This is a genomic window from Burkholderia lata (assembly GCF_902499335.1).
Classification (GTDB): domain Bacteria; phylum Pseudomonadota; class Gammaproteobacteria; order Burkholderiales; family Burkholderiaceae; genus Burkholderia; species Burkholderia lata_B.
The window spans coordinates 39,517-57,665 of the sequence record NZ_CABVQK010000019.1 but is presented as its reverse complement, the minus strand read 5'-3'; the positions used below and the strand labels follow the sequence as shown (position 1 = coordinate 57,665).

Sequence of the window (18,149 nt, the reverse complement as noted above, 5' to 3'; positions counted from 1 at the left end):
CCGCGCGCAGGTACCACGCGCGATTGCCGCGACCGCTTGCTTGCCGGACTGCGCGATCAGCCGAGGCTCGACCGCAACCGCGCGAGCGCCTGATCGTGCGTGCGCTCGAACTTCAGCGGCGTGACGGCGACATACCCTTCACCCAGCGCGACCGTCTCCGAATCCGCATCGTCGTCGCGCGGCGCGCGGGCGAGCTTCAGCCAGTGATACTCGATGTCGCGCGGGTCGCGCCCCGACACGATCTCGACGCCCTGCAGCGTGCCGGCGCCCTGGTTCGTCACCTTGAGGCCTCGCACGTCCTGCGCGGGCCGCGGCGGGAAGTTCACGTTCAGGCACGCGTCGCTGTCCCAGCCGGCCGCAACGAGCCGGCGAATCACGTCCGGCGCAAGCGCGAGTGCCGTGTCCCACGGCACCGCATTGCGATCGGTGAAGGCCTGGCTCAGCGCGATGGCCGGCACGCCAACCAGCATGCTCGTCATCGCGGCGCCCACCGTGCCGGAAAACACCGTTTCGGTGCCGAGGTTCCCGCCGCGATTCACGCCGGACAGCACGATGTCGGGCCGTGCGTCCTTCATCAGGTGGCTGATCGCGATCGCGACGCAATCGCCGGGCGTGCCGCGCACCGCGAAGCGGCGTTCGCCCTTGCGATGCACGCGCAGCGGTTCGTGCAGGCTCAGCGAATGCGACGTACCGCTCTGGTCTTCCGCCGGTGCGACGATCCATACTTCGCGCGCCAGTTGCGTGGCAACCTGTTCGAGCACGTCAAGACCGGGGGCGTCGATTCCGTCGTCGTTGGTGAGCAGGACACGATCGAACAGCGGGCGGGTTTCTTGCATCGGGACGATCCTCGCGGAGATGGGTAATCAGATGGGAGTGCAGCGTGGCGCAAGCCACAAGGCTAGCATTCCCGCGTGATGATCGTCGTGTCGCGCGGTCGGCGCGGATGTGAAAACGGGCGCATCGCGCGCCCGTTCGTCGGTGGCCGTGCCGCGGCGTGCGCGTCGGCTCGGAACCGATCAGCCGAGCAGGTACCGCAGCAGGCCGGCCGACACGACGCCGACGATGACGGTCGGCAGGATCGACAGGCGCGTCGCCGCGAGCAGCGTCATGGCCAGCGCGAGCAGGTCGGCCGGGCGCGTCGACACGAAGGCCGGCGCGATCACCGAGATCAGCACGCAGCCGGGCACGTTCTCCATCACCGACGCCATCCGCGGGCTCAGCGTGCGGTTGCGCAACAGCACGTAGCCGAGAATGCGCGAAAGATATGTGGTCGATGCCATCAGCACGATCGTCGCGACCGTGCTGAAATCCGGAAGCTCAGGCATCGCGCGGCTCCCACAGCAGCGCGGCGATCAGCCCCGCACAGGCGCCGGCCGCGACGTACCACGCGCCGGGCACGGCCAGGTGCGTGGCCGCCGCGACGACGAGACTCACGAACCAGGGGCGGCTCGCGCGCATCCCTTTCCACATCCCGCGCAGCAGCACCAGAAACACGGCCGTGAACGCCATGTCGAAGCCGTACTGCTCGACGTTGCCGATCGTCGGGCCGACCGCCGCGCCGAGCGTGGTCATCGAGATCCACGTCAGGTAGAGCCCCACGCAGATGCCCGCGTAATAGGGCACGCTGATGTGCGTGGCCGAGCGCGCCCTTGCGTCGGCGAGCGACATCGCCCAGCTTTCGTCGCACATGAAGAACAGCGCGAAGAACGCGCGGCGGCGCGGCAGGCGGCGGATATACGGCTCGAATGCGGCGCCCATCAGGATGTGGCGCGAATTCACGAGGAACGACATCGCGACGATCAGCGCGATGTGCGGCGGCGACGTCCACAGATGGATCGCCGCGAATTCGGAGCCGCCGCCGAAATTCATGCCGGTCATCATCGGCACTTCGAACAGGCTCAGCCCTTTCTGCGCGGCCTGCGCGCCCAGCACGAGCGCGAACGGCACGAAACCCAGCATGACGGGCAGCGCCGCGCGCAAACCGCGACCCATCTCGGCGACATAGGCGGGCTTGTCGCGAAGCCCTGACGACGTTGAAACGCTACTGCTCATTACTCCTCCTTCGGGGGAGGAATTGTCTGCTTTTTTGACTCGAATCGGGTTGCGTTGTGGCCAGATTTTTCTCAGAATTTGGCATTGAACGCGTGATTTGAAAATTTTTTGGAATCGAATGCCAATGAAACTTGATGCTATCGACCGCCGGATCCTGAGCGCGCTCCAGCGCGACGGCCGCATGCAGAACGTGGAGCTCGCGCACGAGGTCGGGCTGTCGCCGTCGCCGTGCCTGCGGCGCGTGCGGCTTCTCGAGGAAGCCGGCGTGATCGAGAAGTACGTGGCCGTGCTGAATCCCGCGAAAGTCGGCAAGGGGCTGACGATCTTCACGCGCGTGTGGCTGAAGGGGCAGGACGCGGAATCGGTGAACCGCTTCGCCGAGGCCGTCCAGCAGATGCCGGAGGTCGTCGAGTGCCACCTGATGGCGGGCGATTGCGATTTCCTGCTGCGCGTCGTCGCGGCCGACATCGACGACTACCGGCGCTTCCAGATGGAATACCTCACGCGCATTCCGGGCGTGCTGAGCGTGAAGACCGACATTCCGATGCAGAAGGTCAAGCTCACGTCGGCGCTACCGACCTAGCGCGAGCGGCGTGCGTGGCTACGCGACGACGGGTCGACGAACGGTCACGGCTCGGTGACAATCGCTCGATAGACTGACGAATCTCGCCGCTTCGAACCTGTCGCCTGAGTTATTGCGCGACGTTCGATGCGCAAGCAACTAACGGTCGATGTCGACGCGATCGGGCAGGCGGCGCTGCGCGCCGGATCATGCGCCGGCGCGGATGCGTTTCTTCTTGTCGGGCCATTCATGCAGCCAATCAACAATCCGTGGAATTCGCTGGAAATCGTCAAGCTCGTGCTGGGCGTGCTGACGCCTTTGTCGGTCGCGTGTCTCGGCTGGCTCGTCGCGCGCCGGCTGAAGCGGCTCGAACTCGTGCAGTGGACCAACCAGCGATTGATCGAGAAGCGGCTCGCGCTGTACGACGCGGTCGCGCCGCAGCTCAATGCGCTGCTGTGCTTCTACACGTGGATCGGCTACTGGAAGGACATCTCGCCGGACGACGTGATCCGCGCGAAGCGCGAGCTCGATCGCACATTCCACATCTACCGCTACCTGTTCGACGACGACGTGTACGATGCGTATCACACGTACATTCACGCACTGTTCGACGTGCATACGGGCCCGGGCCGCGATGCGCGGATCCGCTCGCTGATCCAGGCGCCCGACGGCGATCGCAGCGTGCACGGCTCGTATGAATGGAAACCGGCGTGGTCGGACCGTTTCGCGACCGCGAATGTCGTGCCGAAGGACGACGTGCTGCGGTACTACACGCAGCTGATGGAGCGACTGCGCGTGGCGTTGGGCGCGACGCGCTGACGGCAGCGCGGCGGCACGCGCACCGGTATCGAAATCCGCCACCCGGCGGCGCGGATACCCGCCCTCGCGCAAGAAGCGGATGCGGCGCGCGGCTGCTGCTGACATGCTCGCGCCATCTCCACTCGCGCGAGGTCCGTATGGTTGTCGATACCGGCTGCCAGCCGCTCATGATCCGCTCGCCCGAAGCGGGCCGGCGGCGTCTCTTCTCCGTTGGTTCTTCCCGTCCGCGTGACATGCCGTTGCCGATCGAGCCGGAGATCGGCGACATCGTCTTCATCCGCGTGACCGTGCGGCCGTTCCTCGAAGTGGCGAGCGCGACGCGCTCGTGGACGAATCACGTCGGGATCGTGGTCGGCGAGCGCGGCGGCGAGCCGCTGATCGCGGAGAGTACGTTTCCGCTGTCGCGCGTCACGACGATGTCGCGGTTTCTCGCGCGCTCCGATCGCGGCGCGTGCGTGATCGCACGGCTGAAGCAGCCGCTCGATGCCGCGCAGCGGCGCCGGCTCGTGGCGGCCGCGATGCGCCGGATCGGCGTGGTGTACGACACGGGGTTCAATCTCGCGTCGCGCCGGCAGTTCTGCTCGCGGTTCGTGCGCGAAGTCGTGCGCGATGCGACGCGGATCGTGCTCGGCGACGTCGAGACCTTCGACATGCTGCTGCGCCGGAATCCCGATCATCCGCTCGGCTTCTGGAAGATCTGGTACTTCGGCCGGATTCCGTGGCGTCGCCGCACGGTGACGCCGGCGAGCTTGCTCGATAGCGGGGCGTTGCGGGTGGTGGCGGATACGCGCGAGCCGGTCGCCGATTACGGCGCTTGATACCCGCGTGTATCAGCAGGCCGTGCGCGGTTCCAATCGTGATGCGTAGCTGATGCCTGTCCTCAGTTACGTCCCGCCACCGCCAACCGCGCCGCCAGCCCCACGAACACCGACCCGAGCAGATACTGCGGCAGCTTCGACGGGCGGCGGCGCGCGCCGATCCGCTGGCTCAGCCGGCTCGCGGACAGGATGACCGCGCCGTTCACGACGATGCCGATCAGGTTCAGCACCGTCGCGAGCACGAGAATCTGCACCGCGATCGAACCGTGCTCGGGCCGCACGAACTGAGGAAACAGCGCGAGCACGAACAGCGCCATCTTCGGATTCAGCAGGTTCGTCGTCAGCCCCTGGCGGAAGATCGTCGCGGTCGAGTGGCGACGTTGCGACGCGACGGGCGACAGTGCGGTCGCATCCGAACGGAACGTCTTCCACGCGAGATACAGCAGATAGGCGGCGCCCGCGAAGCGTACGGCGTCATAGGCGAGCGGCACCGCGACGAAGAGCTGCGACAGTCCGAGCGCGGCCGCCAGCGCGTGGCAGTAGGTGCCGGCCTGGATGCCCGCGAGTGTCGCGAAACCTGCGCGCCGGCCCTGGCTCACGCTGCGGGACGCGATCAGCAGCATGTCGGGGCCCGGCGTGGCGGTCAGCGCGAGACACGCGCCGGAAAACAGCGCGAGCGTGGAGAGGTCGATCATGGGAGTCCCTTTCGTGGATGCAGCGTAAAAGGGAGGTCAGTTTAGGAGGGCGCGCGAGGCCGGTCAATCGAACGAACGGACGATGATCTGGCAGGCCGTCGAGGCCGATCGTCAATGCACGTGCGCTGCCCTTGGCGCGCCGACAATGCTCGATATCGCGTCAACGGTACACGCCGAAGCAGCGCCTTGTGCGGACGATCGCCGCACGGCTCAAGGCTTGCGGCAGGCCACCTGATAATCGATCACGGTGTTCGCCGACGGCTTGTCCGGCTCGCCGCCGACCGTCGTCACGCCGAGCACGCCGGCCGCGCTCCGGTAGCGCAGCGCGCAATAGCCCATGCCGGTACCCGAACACGCTTCGGCTTCGATGATGCCGTGCTTCGCGAGCGTCGCCGCGCCGTCCGTCGCATCCGGCTTCTCGCGCGGACGCAGCGGTTGCCAGCCTTTCGCGATCAGGATCCGGCGCGCGACGTCGAGCGGTTTGCCGTACACGTTCGGCACGACCGCGCGGCCCTGGCAGTAAACGCTTTCAGCCGCTACCCGGGTCAGGCGCAGGCCGCCGTTCTCTTCGTGCAATTCGCCGACGGGCGGAGCCGGGCCGTCGCCGCCCCAGATCAGCAGCGCGCCGTTTTCCAGCCGGTCGGCCATGCCGAACTGCCAGCCCGCCTTGCGCGCCGTGTAGCCGAGCGCGACGAGCGTCGTGCCGTCGAACACGCCGACGTTGCCGTTGCGCGCGAAACAGATCGCGCTCGTGCCGGCACTGAATCCGCTCGCGAACGTGACGACCGTGTAGCGGCCGAGCGGCGCCTCGGACGTCACGATCCAGTCGCGCTTCGCGACTTCGCGGCCGGCCGCGGTGGTGGTCTTCGCGCGGTATTGCGTGCAGAACGAGTCGAGCGAGCCGTTCTCCGGCGAGTGCGGCAGCACGCCGAGCGGTACCAGCGACGCGCCGGCGATATCGGAGGCCGTCCGCAGCGGATCGGCCGAGGCCGTGCCGCCGAGCGCGGCACACGTAACGGCCGCGATCGACACGATCGAAGCCAGACGGCGGGCAAACGGCAACGCAATGAAACGGGACACGCAGGCTGTCTCCGGGGAAAGGGATACGGGCGCGATGATCGCGGGTTTTCGCCCGCGTGTCACGGTCGCGCGCACCGGCCGGCAGCGCACCGGCGTGCCGCCGGTGATTCAGCCCTTCGCGACGACGTCGATCCGCAGCGCTTCGCCGCCGTCGACGATCGCCAGCAGGCGATCGACGTTCGGATGCGCGCCCGGGCGGTTGCGTGCGTCGGCCGTATGTTCGGCGAACACCGCGAGGCCGTGCTCGGCGGCTTGCGCGTCGAGCGTGCCGAATGCCTGCTTCAGATAGTTGTACACCGCGAGCGAGCCTTGCTTGCCCGGCTGGTTCTCGATGGTCGCGACCACGTCGCCGTTCGCGCCGACGAGATCGATGCGCGCGACGCCGTCGATGGCCGGCAGTTGCGCGAGGTTGTCCTTGAATACTTGGGTCGGTTGAATCACTGAAAACACTCCGTCGGTTCGGTCATGGGCCAATGAGCATGGCCGGCCGTATCTTATCCGATCAGCCTTTGCGCACAGGCCGCCGCGCGGCTCGCGCCTCGACGGCGGGCCGTGTTTCACCGGCGTCGTCCAGGCGCGCAACTGTGCGATCGACCTCCCCGTTCAGTGCAGCCGGTCCGTCAGGTCGAGCCGTCCGAGGTGACGCCGGCCATCGCGCCGGCCGGCACGCCCGCGTCGCGCGAGCGCTCGATGTCGGGGCTGCGATACGCCCGCTCGGGAATCTCGGCGAGCCGCGATGCGTGCACCTGATGTGGCGTGAGGCCGTAGAATTTCTGGAAGCTCATGATCAGCGGCGACCACTTGTCCGGATCGATGCGGTCCGGATGACCGTCCATCAGCAGGTCGGGATGTACATGCACGCGCTGGATGCGCACCTCGAACACGCGGATGTGGCCGCGCACGTCGGGCGCTTCTTCACCGATGCCGTGCGTGGCCGCGACGACTGCTTCCATGTGCACCGGGCATTCGAGCGCACGCGGCGGCACGACGGTTTGCGACGCGGCTGCGGTGAGCCTGGCCGTGCCGAACTTGTCGGGTTCGTACACGTAGCCCTTCGCGCGCTTGCCGTCCGGCACCGGGTAGGTGCCCGTCGTACGCGCGATCCGGTCGACCGCGTGCGCCTGCGCCGACGACGGCAGGTTCAGCACGCATTCGCCGGTGCGCAGCAGGTTGCGGGTGGTCTGCGAGCTGGCGGCGATGCCGATCACGCCGCGCCAGCCGAGCCAGAACGCGGACGAGATCGGCGCGAGATTGGCCGTGCCATCTTCGTTCAGCGTACTGACCAGCACGACGGGCGTGCCGAAATAGAGGATGTTCGGTTCTGTGATGCAATGCGGAGCATTCATGGTCGGCGCCTTCGTTGAGGGATCAGTCCGCATGCTGATCCTGTCGCGGTGGTGCGGCGCTCCGAATCTTGTCGTGTCATTCCGGAAGGGGCGCGAAGGCCGCGTGTGCGCCGGCCGAACCCGTCGGCACCGCGCGCGCTTTTCCGCTACAGTAGGAGATCGCAGGCCGCGCCCGCCGCATCGCACGGGCGCGCGCGGCCTCGCTCCGCCAACGCACACGAGGGCCTGATGGATACCGAGCAACGCTACACCGCCAACGCGCCGACACGCGCGGAAGTCGACGCACTGGGCGGTGCAACCGTCATCGAATTCGGCGCGAACTGGTGCGGGATCTGCGCGGGCGCGCAGCCGGCGATCGTGGCGTCGTTTTCCGCGCATCCCGCCGTGCGACACCTGAAAATCGAGGATGGCCCGGGCCGCCCGCTCGGCCGCTCGTTCGGCGTGAAGCTGTGGCCGACGCTGGTGTTCCTGCGCGACGGTGTCGAAGTCGCACGCGTCGTGCGTCCGGCCGACGCGAAGCAGATCGAAGCCGACGGCTTCGCCGCGCTGGCCTGAGGTCACGGCGATGCAACAGGCGATCACGCACATCGGCATCGACACGCGCGGCAGCGGTCTCATCGAGTTCACGGCGCAGGCGCGCGCATTCGTCGACCAGCAGCCGATCCGCACCGGCCTGCTCACCGTGTTCTGCCGCCATACGTCGGCATCGCTGCTGATCCAGGAGAATGCCGATTCGTCGGTGCAGCGCGACATCGAGCGTTATTTCGCGACGCTCGCGCCCGAGGACGCCGCGCGCTACGAGCACGACACCGAAGGGGCAGACGACATGCCGGCGCACCTGCGCACGGCGCTCACGCAGGTGCAATTGTCGATCCCGGTCGAGCACGGGCGCATGGTGCTCGGCACGTGGCAGGGAATCTATCTGTTCGAGCATCGCCGCGCGGCGCACCGGCGCGACATCGTGCTGCATCTGATCGGCGAGTAAGCGCCTACACACTGCAACAAGCGGCAACAGGCGGCACTTCGCCTGCGCGCCGGCTCAGGCGAGCAGCTTCTCGACGAGCGCGCCGAGTTCGCGCAGGTGGACGGGCTTCGGCAGGAATTCGTCGAACACCTGCTTGTTCTCGCTCAGCGCGGTCGATTCATACGCGCTGACGCCGAGGATCGCCGGATGCCGGCCGTCGTCGTCGGGTACCGCGACCGCCCGAATGCGCCGCGCGACCTCGAAGCCGCTCAAGTCCGGCAGCTCGAGATCGAGCACGACGATGTCGTAATGGCTCGTACCGAAGCGCGCGACGCCTTCCTGCCCGGTGCCGCACAGATCGGCTTCGATGCCGAGCGCCGACAGCATCGCGCCGAGCGTTTCGCGCGCGTTGTCGTCATCGTCGACCACCAGCGCGCGCCGGTCGCGGTGCGCGGCCGCGTGCGGCAGCGCGGGCGTGTCGCCGGCCGCGTTGCCGGCGGTGTCGATGCCGGGCACTTCGGCCGGCAGCGTCACGACGAACTCGCTGCCTTCGCCGACCACGCTACGCACGTCCACATGCCCGCGCAGCGTCGTCACGATTTCGCGCACGACGGCGAGCCCCATGCCGATCCCATCCACGTGCAGCCCGACCGCGTCGTTCGCGCGGTAGAACGGCTCGAAGATCTTCGACAGGTGCGGCTTCGCGATGCCGGTGCCCGTGTCGCGCACGGCGATCTTCAATTGCTGGCCGGCCGGCGCGTCGGCGAGCGTGATCGACACGTGGATCGATCCGCCGAGCGTGTACTTGACCGAGTTCTCGATCAGGTTCGACAGCACCTGGCGCAGCAGCTTGCGATCGGAACGGATCGCGAGGTCGTGCGGCTCGACCTGCTGCGCGACCGCGATCCGCTTGGCCGCGATCTTCTCGCGAAGCGGGTCGAGCACCTCGGCGAGCAGCGACGCGATGCCGACGGTTTCCCGTTCGGCGAGGCGCTTCGTCGAGCGCAGCTTGATGTAGTCGGTCAGGTCCTTGACGAGCGCTTCGAGCGACAACGCCGAATTCTGCAGCCGCCGGATCGTCTTCAGGTTCGCGTCCGACTGCGGGCGCGCGAGCAGGATCTCGACCGATCCGCAGATCGCCTGCAGCGGCGTGCGCAACTCATGGCTGACCATCCCGAGGAACGCGTTCTTTGCCTCGATCATTTCGAATGCGCGGTCGGACGCCTTGCGTTCGGCGTCTAGCGCCGCGTCCTGTCGTTCTAGCAGGTCGTCACGCGTGCGCATCGTATAGAACAGCAGCAGGAACAACGCGCACAGGATCACGCCGAGCACGATGCCGAGGATCAGGATCGCGCGCTGCTTTTCCTTCAGCTGATGGAACGTGAAGTCGCGCTGCGCCATCTCGATCGCGCGGAAATAGTTCGCGAGGCCGTTGACCTTCGGCCAGTACGCATTGACTTCGTCGATCACCTGCTGCGCGTTTTTCGGCGAGTCGCGCAGCAACGGCACTTCGCGCTTCAGGCGCGTCATGAATTCGCCGAGCGCGTCGATCTCGTTGCGCGCGCGCGGGATGCGCAGCCAGTATTCGGACACTTCCGATGGCCGCTGCAGAAAGCCGAACGACACCGACAGGCTGTCGAACTGCATCTGCACGTGATTGAAGTCGTCGTCCTCGCGCGTCGCGTAGAGGATCAGTTGCCGGTCGAACCGCGTATAGACGTTCCGGTATTGCGCGGCGGTCCAGAACACGCCTTCGCGCGGCCCTTCGAGCACACCCTCGTTGACCGATGTGGCGAGGAGGTCCCACAGCAGGAACGCCCACGCGGCAAACCCCATGATCCACAGCGAGCCGAGGACCAGGATGATCTTTCTATTTTTCCATCGACGGCGTTTCATTTCACCGTCAGGCCGATGATCTGCCACGCGAACTTGGCTTCGCCGAGCGGCGTCTTCAATTCATCGGGATACTGGTCGCGCGGGTACATGATCCACAGCGGGCCGTAGTTGTCGTTGCCGAGCACCTTGCCGTTCATCGTCCGCGCGAGGATCACGCCGTAACGATCGGCGTCGGACACGGGAATCGTGAACGTGTACTCGTCGATGCAGCGGAACTCGATCTGCGTGCCGTGCGCGCCGACGGTCTTCAGGATGTCGGACAGGCGCGGGCCGGTGAAGGCTGCCTTCGGCGTCCAGCTCGTCGACGTGACGATCGTGTGCTGCGGCAGCGCCATCAGCGCCTGCTCGGAAAACACGTACGCCGTCTTGCCCTGCTGGTTGTGCTTGTCGATCTTGCCGTCGACGGTGAACGTAAACGACGAAGCGGCCCAGGTCGCGGCCGCCATGCCGAGCAGGCAGGCCGTCAGCAGGCTCTTGGTCCAGATGGTCGAAATTCGCATGTCTTGCCCTCGGTCGTACGGTGGTGATTTGTCGTTGTGGTGTCAGTTCGCGGCGGCCGTGGCCGGCAGCGTGATCTTCAGCTCGCGCGCCACTTCGGCGAACAGGATCGGCAGGCGCACCGGCTTTTCCTCGCAGCGCGCGTTGTAGTGCGACACGATGTGCGCGATCTCGTCCTCGCTGGCTTCGCCGGTCGAGATCTTGCCGGTCAGCAGGAAGATCGGCGCACCGCTGTTCTCGCTCGAGCGGATGCCGCGCACGAGTTCGGCGGCCGTCTGGTCGCCGAGCATCCAGTCGAGGATGTAACCGTCGAAATCCTCGACCTCCAGTGCCTTGCGGAACGTCGCGCCGTCGAAGTACGGGATCGCGTTCACGCCTTTTTCGATGAAATATTCACATACGGTTTCGGCGACGTCCTGCGAATCGTCGACCACGGCGATGCGCGCCGCATACACGTTCGGCTGGGCCGAGCGCAGCTCGATGACGTCGACCGGATACGTGCGGCCCTCGCGCGCGTGCTGACGCTCGGTGATGAGCCATTCGCCTTGCCACTGCAGCGCGACGAAGTCCGTCTCGGCCTGGCTACTGGCTTTCGACGAGATCGCGGCGCGGCAGCGGAAACGCCGCGACTCGATCACGAGCGTCGCGTCGATCATCTCGGCGGCGGCCGGCTGCGTGCCCTTGTCGTCGAGCAGGATCGCGGGCGGCACGCCGAAGTGCGTCGCGATGTCCTGCAACTGCGACAGGTTCCACGGGATCAGGCCTTTCATCTTGCGCGTGACGACCGAAAAGCTCAGGCCGAGCACATTCGCGATCGTCGTGTTGTGACTTCGCGGTGGAATGCCGTTGCGGTTCAGTAGGTCGCGCACCTTGTTGGCGGTGATGAGATCGACGTTGGCCTGCTCGCTGTTGGACATCTCGATGGGGTCTCCAGGGGTTTTGGGCGAGGGTGAGCATATCAAAACTGACGTGTCATGCAAACTTTGAAAATGCGAATGACCTTGACATGCCTTTTTTCTTCATTATTATTGCTCACCACGTCACTATTGTTTGTCGCGTCATGTTTGGGGATCGATGCCGGCCACAGTCGGCACAGCGAAAAGCGACAACAATGAAGCAGTGACTGAACGATTCGAAGAGAGAACCTGAGAGAGCCTTGGAGTGCGTGTCGGCGTTGACGGATTGTATCCGTTGCGCCGCGCGCAGCCGGGTGCGAGCTCGCGGGGGTGGGATAGCTCGAAGAATTGCGGCGCAAATAAAACTTGAGGAAGGTAACAATGTACCGCCGTTTACTCGCACCGGGGCTGCTGTTGCTATTGGCCGCGTGCGCGCAGGATCCGTCGCTCACCAGCAACACGGTGCGGATCTGCGACGACACAGGTTGTTCCGACCGTCCTAAAGATCAGGTGTCCTATCAAAAAAGGGACGATTCGGCAGACCAGGAAAGCCCCCGCATCGCTGCGCTGAAGCAGACCGCGAAGACCCAGCCGAAGGCCGCCTACGATCTCGGCCTGCGTTATTTCCGCGGCGACGGCGTGCGCCAGGACAGCTATCAGGCACTCAAGTGGATGCGCGATGCCGCTGAGCGCGGCGACCTGCAGGCGCAGAAGGCGCTCGGCAGTTTCTACCTGTTCGGCCTCGAGGAAATGGGCTCGGATGCACGCGAAGCGGAGAAGTGGCTGTCGATCGCGGCCGGCCGCGGCGACAAGGAATCGAAAAAGCTGCTCGATCTCGCGCGCAAGGCCAAGAAGGAAGACGAAGAAGACTGGAAATGGCGCACGCAATGGCGTGACGTCTATTACGGCTACTGGTACTCGGGCTATCCGTACTACGGCGTCTGGCAGCAGACGTACTGGTACTACTGACCGGGCCTGAAGCAACGGGGGCAGCAGCGGGGAGACCACCATCGCGCGCCAGCCGGGGGGCTTATCGAAGTTCGCACGAACACATAAGCCGAACAACGACTCTAATCGATCGATAACGACATGAAGACCATCCTTTCCCAACGTCTCACTCAAGGTGCGCTGGTCGCAGCGCTTTGCGCGTCCGTCGCGGGCTGCGGCGGCGTGGTGACGCCCGGCGGCCAGAATGCGGGCGTGACCGGTGCCGCCGCGGGCGGCACGAGCGCCGGCGCCGATTCGGGGCTGCAGCGCTGCGCGTCGCCGCTCGGCACGATCGCCGTCGACGACGGCCGCAACGCCGACTGGTGGGGCCCGTTCGGCAGCGCGACCAAGATGACGACGATCGACCCGCTGCTGCGCCTGGCCGTCCAGCAGTCGAACTGCTTCGTGATCACGTCGATCGGCAACCAGAAGAGCGACGCGCGCCTGTCGCGCATCACGCAGCTGCAGCGCAACTCGGGCGAATACCGCGCGGGCTCGAAGCAGCAGAAGGGCCAGCGTGTCGCGGCCGACTATTACATGGAACCGCAGATCGTCATCAACGATTCGCCGATCGGCGGCATCGGCAGCATGATCGGCGGGCTGATCGGCAACGGCGCGGTCGCGGCGGTGGCCGGCCACCTGCAGACGAAGGCATCGGTCGTCACGCTCACGCTGTTCGACGTGCGCTCGGCCGTGCAGATCGCGGCGTCGGAAGGCAGCTCGACGGCGACCAACTACGGCGCGGCGCTGGGCGGCTTCGGCGGCGGCGTGGGCGGCGCGCTCGCCGGCTTCTCGTCGACGCCGGAAGGCAAGGCGACGGTCGTCGCGTTCATCGACGCGTACAACAAGATGGTCGTTGCGCTGCGCAGCTACAAGGCGCAGGACGTCAAGGGCGGCCTCGGCCGCGGTGGCCAGCTCCAGGTCAACTGACGCTCCCGGGCCGGCGGTGCGCCGCCGGCCGATGCCTGATTCGTGATTCGTGACTGTCCGTGCGCGCGGCGTGATCCGCGCGTACCGGCTTCGTTCGTCCTTTTTGCATTGAGGTGATCCCGATGAAAGCCGTTGCATTGATCGCACTGACCTGTCTGGCGCTGACCGCTTGCGGCGGCGACGATTCCTCGCCCGCATCGTCCGGTGGCGGATCGGGCACGAGCAACAACGGCGGCAGCGGCGGTACCGGCGGCACGGGTTCGGGCGGGACGGGAAGCGGCGGCAGTGGCGGCTCGGGCGGCTCGGGTAGCGGCACGCTGACGTGGCGCTACGAGGCGCAGCCTGTTGCGGCCGACAAGGCGAGCTTCCTGACGCTGGTCAACAGCGAAGGCGCGAAGGGCTACCGCTATCTGGGCGACTACTACTACAACGCTTCCAGCGGCGGTACGCAGTCGATCTTCGTGAACGACGGCACCGCGCAGACCTACACGTACCAGCTGCAGGCGGCGCCGGCCGACATGACATCCTTCGTCAACGCGGCCAACGCGCAAGGGGCGAGCGGCTACCGCTACGAAGGCCCGCTCACGTACGGCGATCTCTATCGCAAGGACGGCGGATCGTCGGCCACTTACACGTATAAGACGACGGGCCTGCCGGTCGATGCGAACGCGTTCCTCACGCAGGCGAACGGCCAGGGCCAGTCGGGCTACTGGTTCCTGGGGCCGATCGCGGTGGCGTCGGTGCAGGCGAACATTTACATGAAGAACAACGCATCGAACGCGACCTATACGTACGACGCGCTGGCGCCGACCTCGACTGTCGGCGACTTCATCGCGCAGGCCAACAGCGAAGGGGCGAAAGGCTATCGCGCGAAGGGTGCGATGGCGTTCGGCATGGCGATCTCGTGGGTCTACGTGAAGGACCAGACGCAGTCGCCGACCTTCACGTATCAGTCGGCCGCGATCCAGTCGACCGGTGCGGGCTTCGTCCAGCAGGCGAACACGTTCGGTGCGCAGGGGGCCGCCTATCTGAGCGATATCGCGCTTGGCACGTCGAGCCCGGTGATGGCGTCGTTCTATTTCACGCCGAAGAACTGCACGGGCTTCCTGTGCACGACACTGAATCCGCTCACGCAGAACTGAGCGAACGAGGCGGCTGCATCGCGCGGCCGCTTGTCGGCTTTTTCGAAGCGGGGCGGGCACCGGCAAGACGGTGTCCGCCCCGTTTTCTTTCGTCCGGCGCCGATCTGGCAATCATGCCTGCATTCTGACCCCCAACGACCGGGCGGGGCCGCAAATTTCGTTCAAGTTCAAATCTGCCTCCAAATCATATTGGACATGTACTAAACCGTTCATAACGGACTGATTTTCGGCAAGTCGTTTGGCATGATCGTGGCACTCCAATCGTCCTGAGCCACCTTCCTGCACGATGCCGGAGCCGGAGACGTACGCATGCCGGCATCCGGCATCGTCGCATTGCGACATGCCTTACAGCCCGCTCCAATCCATCCGCCGCTATCAGAACATCTCGGTGTTCGGCGGCGGGATCGTCGTCACGATCCTGATCCTGATCGCCTGCGCGCTCGGGATGGGTTCGATCGTGTACGGCTATCTCGACGGCGAGCGGCACAATTTCCTGACGGGCATGGTGCAGACGCTCAACGAGATCAAGGTGAGCGAGACGTCGTTCCGCAACGGCGTAACCAATGCACAGCTGATCTGGCGGGAAACCGGGCCGGTGCCCGACAGTGTGGTTGACGCGTTCTATGAAGCGGGCGAGCGGGCCGCGATCAAGCCATATCCGTCCGTCGTGTTCGGCGTGTCGAAGCAGCCCCCCGACCGAACCGAAGTGGCGCGCTACCTGTCGCTGTCGGTGCTGCTGGCGCGCATCTGCGCGGCGAGCTCGATCAATCGCGGGCAGACGCTCGTCGGCTATCACTACAGCACGCGCACGAGCCTGCTCGGGCTCGTGCCGGATTCGGGGGCCGGCGGCGGCGCGCTTGCTACGCCGGACGGCCGTGCGCGCGTGATGGAGGCACTGCGGATCGATTTCGGCACTGGCCCGGCGCAGGTGGCCGGCACCACCGGTCGCCCGCACGTGCGCTGGTTGCCGCCGTTCACCGATCCGGTGTCGGGCGCCGCACGCATCCGGATCGCCGCGCAGGCGCAGGTCGACGGCGAGCCGTTCGCGGTGCTGGTCACCGAATATGCGCCCGAGCATCTGCTGTCGTGGCTTCCCGAGCATCCGGTCGACGGCGTTTTCTTCGTGACGACCGGTGACAACCGCCTCGTCGCCGCGAGCCCCGGCGTGGCCGGCGACGAAGCACGCGCCGGCCGCCTGCTGGCGCTCGATCCGTTGCGCGATCGCACGAAGCCCGAGCAGGCCGTGTTCCGCGACGGCTTCGTGATCTTCCACGGCACCCTCGATGAAACGGGCTGGACGCTTGCGTATGCATTGCCGTGGGCGGACGTCGTCGCGAGCGTCGCGTTGCGCGCGAGCCTGCTGCTCGGCGCGTCGCTGCTCACCATCGCGATCATGTGGATCATGCTCGTGCGTTTCCATCGCCGTGTGTTCGCGTCCGTCTACGCGCGTTCGCAGCGCGTGTTCGACAGCGAAGCGCTGTGCCGCAGCGTGATCGAGACGGCGCCGATCGGCCTCGGTCTGATCTCGCGCGCCGATGGGCATTTCATGCTCGTCAGCCCCGCACTGGCCGAGATGCTCGCGCGGCTCGGCAGCGACTATCGCACGCTGTCCGCGCAGGCGGTGGCGCGCTACGACGCGTTCATCGCGGGCGGCTCGGCCGGCGGCACGCTGCAGACCGATGTCGTGCTGGCCGATGCGGATGCCGGCGCGGCGCCGTTGCATCTCGAGGTGAGCGCGTGCGGCGCGCGTTACCAGGAGATCGACGTGCTGATCGTCGCGGTCGCCGACGTCACCGCACGGCGGCAACTCGTCCAGCAGCTCGAGGAGGCGGTGCGCGCGGCCGATTCGGCGAACGCGGCCAAGTCATCGTTCCTGGCGGCGATCACGCATGAAATCCGCACGCCGCTCAACGTGATTCTTGGCAATCTCGAACTGCTCGACCGCTCCGCGCTGGATGCGTCACAGCACGGCCGCGTGCAAACACTGCGTGCCGCCGCGTCGGGGCTGCTCGGCCTCGTCAGCGACATCCTCGATTTCTCGAAGATCGAAGCCGGTGCGATGACGGTCGAAGCGATCGAGTTCGACGTGATCGGCGTAATCGAGCGCACGCTCGGCGCGTTCGCACCCGTCGCGAAGGCGAAGGGGCTGTCGCTGTTCTGCGAAATCGACGCGAGCGACGCGCAGCGGATGCGTGGTGATCCGACCAGGCTCGGGCAGGTAATGGGCAACCTGCTGAGCAACGCGATCAAGTTCACCGCCAATGGGCACGTACTGGTGCGTGTGTCGGTGGCGTCGGCGGGATGCGGCGACGCCGAGCTGTCGATCGCGGTGGAAGACACCGGTATCGGCATCGCGGGCGCCGATCGGCACAAGCTGTTCAAGGCGTTCTCGCAGGTCGACGCGTCGATCACGCGCCGCTATGGCGGCACCGGGCTCGGGCTCGCGTTGTGCGATCGCCTCGCAGCCGCGATGGGCGGACGGATCGACGTGGCGAGCGTACCGGGCACCGGCAGCCGTTTCACGTTGACGGTGCCGCTCGGGACGGCTGTCGTGCCGCTCGACGCGCATCCCGCGCGCGGCGCGCGCACGCCGCTGATCGTCGTCGCACGTACGGAATGGCAGCGCTTCGCGTTGCCGCATCTGCGTTCATGGGGCTTCGACGTCGACGCGTACGAGCGCCCGGCGCGGATCCCGGCCGACCGTCGTGCGCGGGCCGCGGCGATCGTCCTGTTCGGCGATTCGGATGCGTGGTCGCGTGCGGAGCTAGACAGCCTGGATGGCGACTGCCCTGTCGTGTTCGCCACACCGGACGGCCCGCCGCAAGCGTATCGGGCGGGCAGGACGATACGCGTGTCGAGTTATGCACTTGGCGGCTTGAAGGACGCGTTCGAGCAGGCGATGGCCGACACCGGCGGCCTTGCCGCGCAACGGCCGGCGAGCACGCACGTCGAAGCGGTTCATCCGCACGCATGGCGTGTGGCACTTGCCAGCATCGATTCCGTCGGCGGCGCGCTGTTGCTGGAGCAACTCCACGTGCTGGGTTGCGAGGTACGGACGGCGGGGTCGGCCGAAGCGGCGCTCGACCTGTTGGCCACCGGTGCATGGCAGGTGCTGCTGGTGGATGCCGACCTGCCGGACATGTCGGTCTGCGCGCTGGCGAACGCCGTGCGCGATGTCGGCGCGGGCTGCGACGTGGTGGTCGTGACGTCGCATGTCGCGCCCGTCGACAGGCGGCGGTATGCGGACGCGGGAATCGGCTGCGTGCTGACCAGGCCGGTGACGCTCGCGCATCTGCGCGGCGCGTTGGCCGGCATCGCTCGACGGCGTGGTGCGTCGGAGCATGGAGCGGGAATACAAGAACAGGACGTCGCGCGTTTCGCACACGGCGGCACGACATGAACGCGTGTCGATTGTCGTGGGCGGTGACGACGCTGTCCGAAGAATGGAAGGCGGCGCGACGCTT

General features: G+C 66.5%; 19 protein-coding genes. 9 read left to right on the top strand and 10 right to left on the bottom strand.

Features of this window, described 5'->3' with window-relative positions; translation table 11 throughout:
* Nucleotides 1-56: 56 nt before the first annotated feature.
* The 3 genes from surE to BCO18175_RS35265 all read right to left on the bottom strand — a co-directional run bounded on the left by surE (nt 57) and on the right by BCO18175_RS35265 (nt 2,052).
* Nucleotides 57-836 carry a 5'/3'-nucleotidase SurE gene (surE, locus tag BCO18175_RS35275; protein WP_174939532.1) on the bottom strand — a complete coding sequence of 260 codons (780 nt, stop codon included), beginning with the start codon at nt 834-836 and terminating at the stop codon, nt 57-59.
* 180 nt (nt 837-1,016) lie between these two features.
* Nucleotides 1,017-1,325: an AzlD family protein gene (locus tag BCO18175_RS35270; protein WP_174967999.1), complete on the bottom strand. Its 309-nt coding sequence runs from the start codon at nt 1,323-1,325 to the stop codon at nt 1,017-1,019.
* Entirely contained in the window at nt 1,318-2,052 is a 735-nt protein-coding gene (locus tag BCO18175_RS35265; protein WP_059696142.1) for an AzlC family ABC transporter permease, read from the bottom strand. Before BCO18175_RS35265 ends, BCO18175_RS35270 begins: the two co-directional genes overlap by 8 nt.
* A 124-nt stretch (nt 2,053-2,176) precedes the next feature.
* Between BCO18175_RS35265 and BCO18175_RS35260 the strand changes: the two genes are divergently transcribed.
* From BCO18175_RS35260 to BCO18175_RS35250, 3 genes are all read left to right on the top strand, one after another.
* Nucleotides 2,177-2,635, top strand: a complete 459-nt coding sequence (locus BCO18175_RS35260; protein ID WP_006486309.1) for an Lrp/AsnC family transcriptional regulator — start codon at nt 2,177-2,179, stop codon at nt 2,633-2,635.
* Between the two features lie 228 nt (nt 2,636-2,863).
* On the top strand, nt 2,864-3,433 hold the full coding sequence (locus BCO18175_RS35255) for a hypothetical protein (RefSeq protein WP_174988076.1): 570 nt from the start codon (nt 2,864-2,866) through the stop codon (nt 3,431-3,433).
* Between the two features lie 137 nt (nt 3,434-3,570).
* On the top strand, nt 3,571-4,251 hold the full coding sequence (locus BCO18175_RS35250; protein ID WP_174987746.1) for a YebB family permuted papain-like enzyme: 681 nt from the start codon (nt 3,571-3,573) through the stop codon (nt 4,249-4,251).
* A 62-nt stretch (nt 4,252-4,313) separates the two neighbouring features.
* Here BCO18175_RS35250 and BCO18175_RS35245 read toward each other — a convergent pair whose 3' ends face one another.
* The 4 genes from BCO18175_RS35245 to BCO18175_RS35230 all read right to left on the bottom strand — a co-directional run bounded on the left by BCO18175_RS35245 (nt 4,314) and on the right by BCO18175_RS35230 (nt 7,372).
* Entirely contained in the window at nt 4,314-4,946 is a 633-nt protein-coding gene (locus tag BCO18175_RS35245) for a LysE family translocator (RefSeq protein ID WP_043178857.1), read from the bottom strand.
* A gap of 210 nt (nt 4,947-5,156) precedes the next feature.
* A complete protein-coding gene (locus BCO18175_RS35240; protein WP_174987744.1) occupies nt 5,157-6,026 on the bottom strand; it encodes a hypothetical protein in 870 nt (289 codons plus the stop codon).
* 108 nt (nt 6,027-6,134) lie between these two features.
* Nucleotides 6,135-6,467 carry a DUF2322 family protein gene (locus BCO18175_RS35235; RefSeq protein WP_174987742.1) on the bottom strand — a complete coding sequence of 111 codons (333 nt, stop codon included), beginning with the start codon at nt 6,465-6,467 and terminating at the stop codon, nt 6,135-6,137.
* Between the two features lie 179 nt (nt 6,468-6,646).
* On the bottom strand, nt 6,647-7,372 hold the full coding sequence (locus BCO18175_RS35230; protein ID WP_174987739.1) for a flavin reductase family protein: 726 nt from the start codon (nt 7,370-7,372) through the stop codon (nt 6,647-6,649).
* Nucleotides 7,373-7,600: 228 nt separating this feature from the next.
* On the opposite strand from BCO18175_RS35230, the gene BCO18175_RS35225 reads away from it, so the two are divergent.
* Together BCO18175_RS35225 and BCO18175_RS35220 are read left to right on the top strand one after the other, a co-directional pair.
* Nucleotides 7,601-7,927, top strand: a complete 327-nt coding sequence (locus BCO18175_RS35225) for a thioredoxin family protein (RefSeq protein ID WP_021160574.1) — start codon at nt 7,601-7,603, stop codon at nt 7,925-7,927.
* A gap of 10 nt (nt 7,928-7,937) precedes the next feature.
* Nucleotides 7,938-8,357: a secondary thiamine-phosphate synthase enzyme YjbQ gene (locus BCO18175_RS35220; RefSeq protein WP_174987736.1), complete on the top strand. Its 420-nt coding sequence runs from the start codon at nt 7,938-7,940 to the stop codon at nt 8,355-8,357.
* A gap of 54 nt (nt 8,358-8,411) precedes the next feature.
* Here BCO18175_RS35220 and atsR read toward each other — a convergent pair whose 3' ends face one another.
* The 3 genes from atsR to BCO18175_RS35205 are packed head-to-tail and all read right to left on the bottom strand — an operon-like array spanning nt 8,412 to nt 11,647.
* Nucleotides 8,412-10,232, bottom strand: a complete 1,821-nt coding sequence (gene atsR, locus BCO18175_RS35215) for a hybrid sensor histidine kinase/response regulator AtsR (RefSeq protein ID WP_174987734.1) — start codon at nt 10,230-10,232, stop codon at nt 8,412-8,414.
* The gene (locus BCO18175_RS35210; protein WP_174914273.1) at nt 10,229-10,732 is read right to left on the bottom strand and encodes a molybdopterin-dependent oxidoreductase; all 504 of its coding nucleotides are present in this window, start codon (nt 10,730-10,732) and stop codon (nt 10,229-10,231) included. The genes atsR and BCO18175_RS35210 overlap by 4 nt, the downstream gene beginning before the upstream one ends.
* Nucleotides 10,733-10,774: 42 nt before the next feature.
* Nucleotides 10,775-11,647, bottom strand: a complete 873-nt coding sequence (locus BCO18175_RS35205; RefSeq protein WP_174987731.1) for a response regulator — start codon at nt 11,645-11,647, stop codon at nt 10,775-10,777.
* A gap of 360 nt (nt 11,648-12,007) precedes the next feature.
* Between BCO18175_RS35205 and BCO18175_RS35200 the strand changes: the two genes are divergently transcribed.
* The 4 genes from BCO18175_RS35200 (at nt 12,008) to BCO18175_RS35185 (ending at nt 18,085) form a co-directional block, all read left to right on the top strand.
* Entirely contained in the window at nt 12,008-12,595 is a 588-nt protein-coding gene (locus BCO18175_RS35200) for a tetratricopeptide repeat protein (protein WP_174968007.1), read from the top strand.
* Nucleotides 12,596-12,715: 120 nt separating this feature from the next.
* Entirely contained in the window at nt 12,716-13,543 is an 828-nt protein-coding gene (locus tag BCO18175_RS35195) for a hypothetical protein (protein ID WP_174914267.1), read from the top strand.
* A 122-nt stretch (nt 13,544-13,665) separates the two neighbouring features.
* A complete protein-coding gene (locus BCO18175_RS35190; protein ID WP_174987728.1) occupies nt 13,666-14,685 on the top strand; it encodes a hypothetical protein in 1,020 nt (339 codons plus the stop codon).
* 340 nt (nt 14,686-15,025) lie between these two features.
* Nucleotides 15,026-18,085, top strand: coding sequence for an ATP-binding protein (locus BCO18175_RS35185; protein ID WP_174987725.1), 3,060 nt, complete (start codon nt 15,026-15,028; stop codon nt 18,083-18,085).
* Nucleotides 18,086-18,149: the final 64 nt, after the last annotated feature.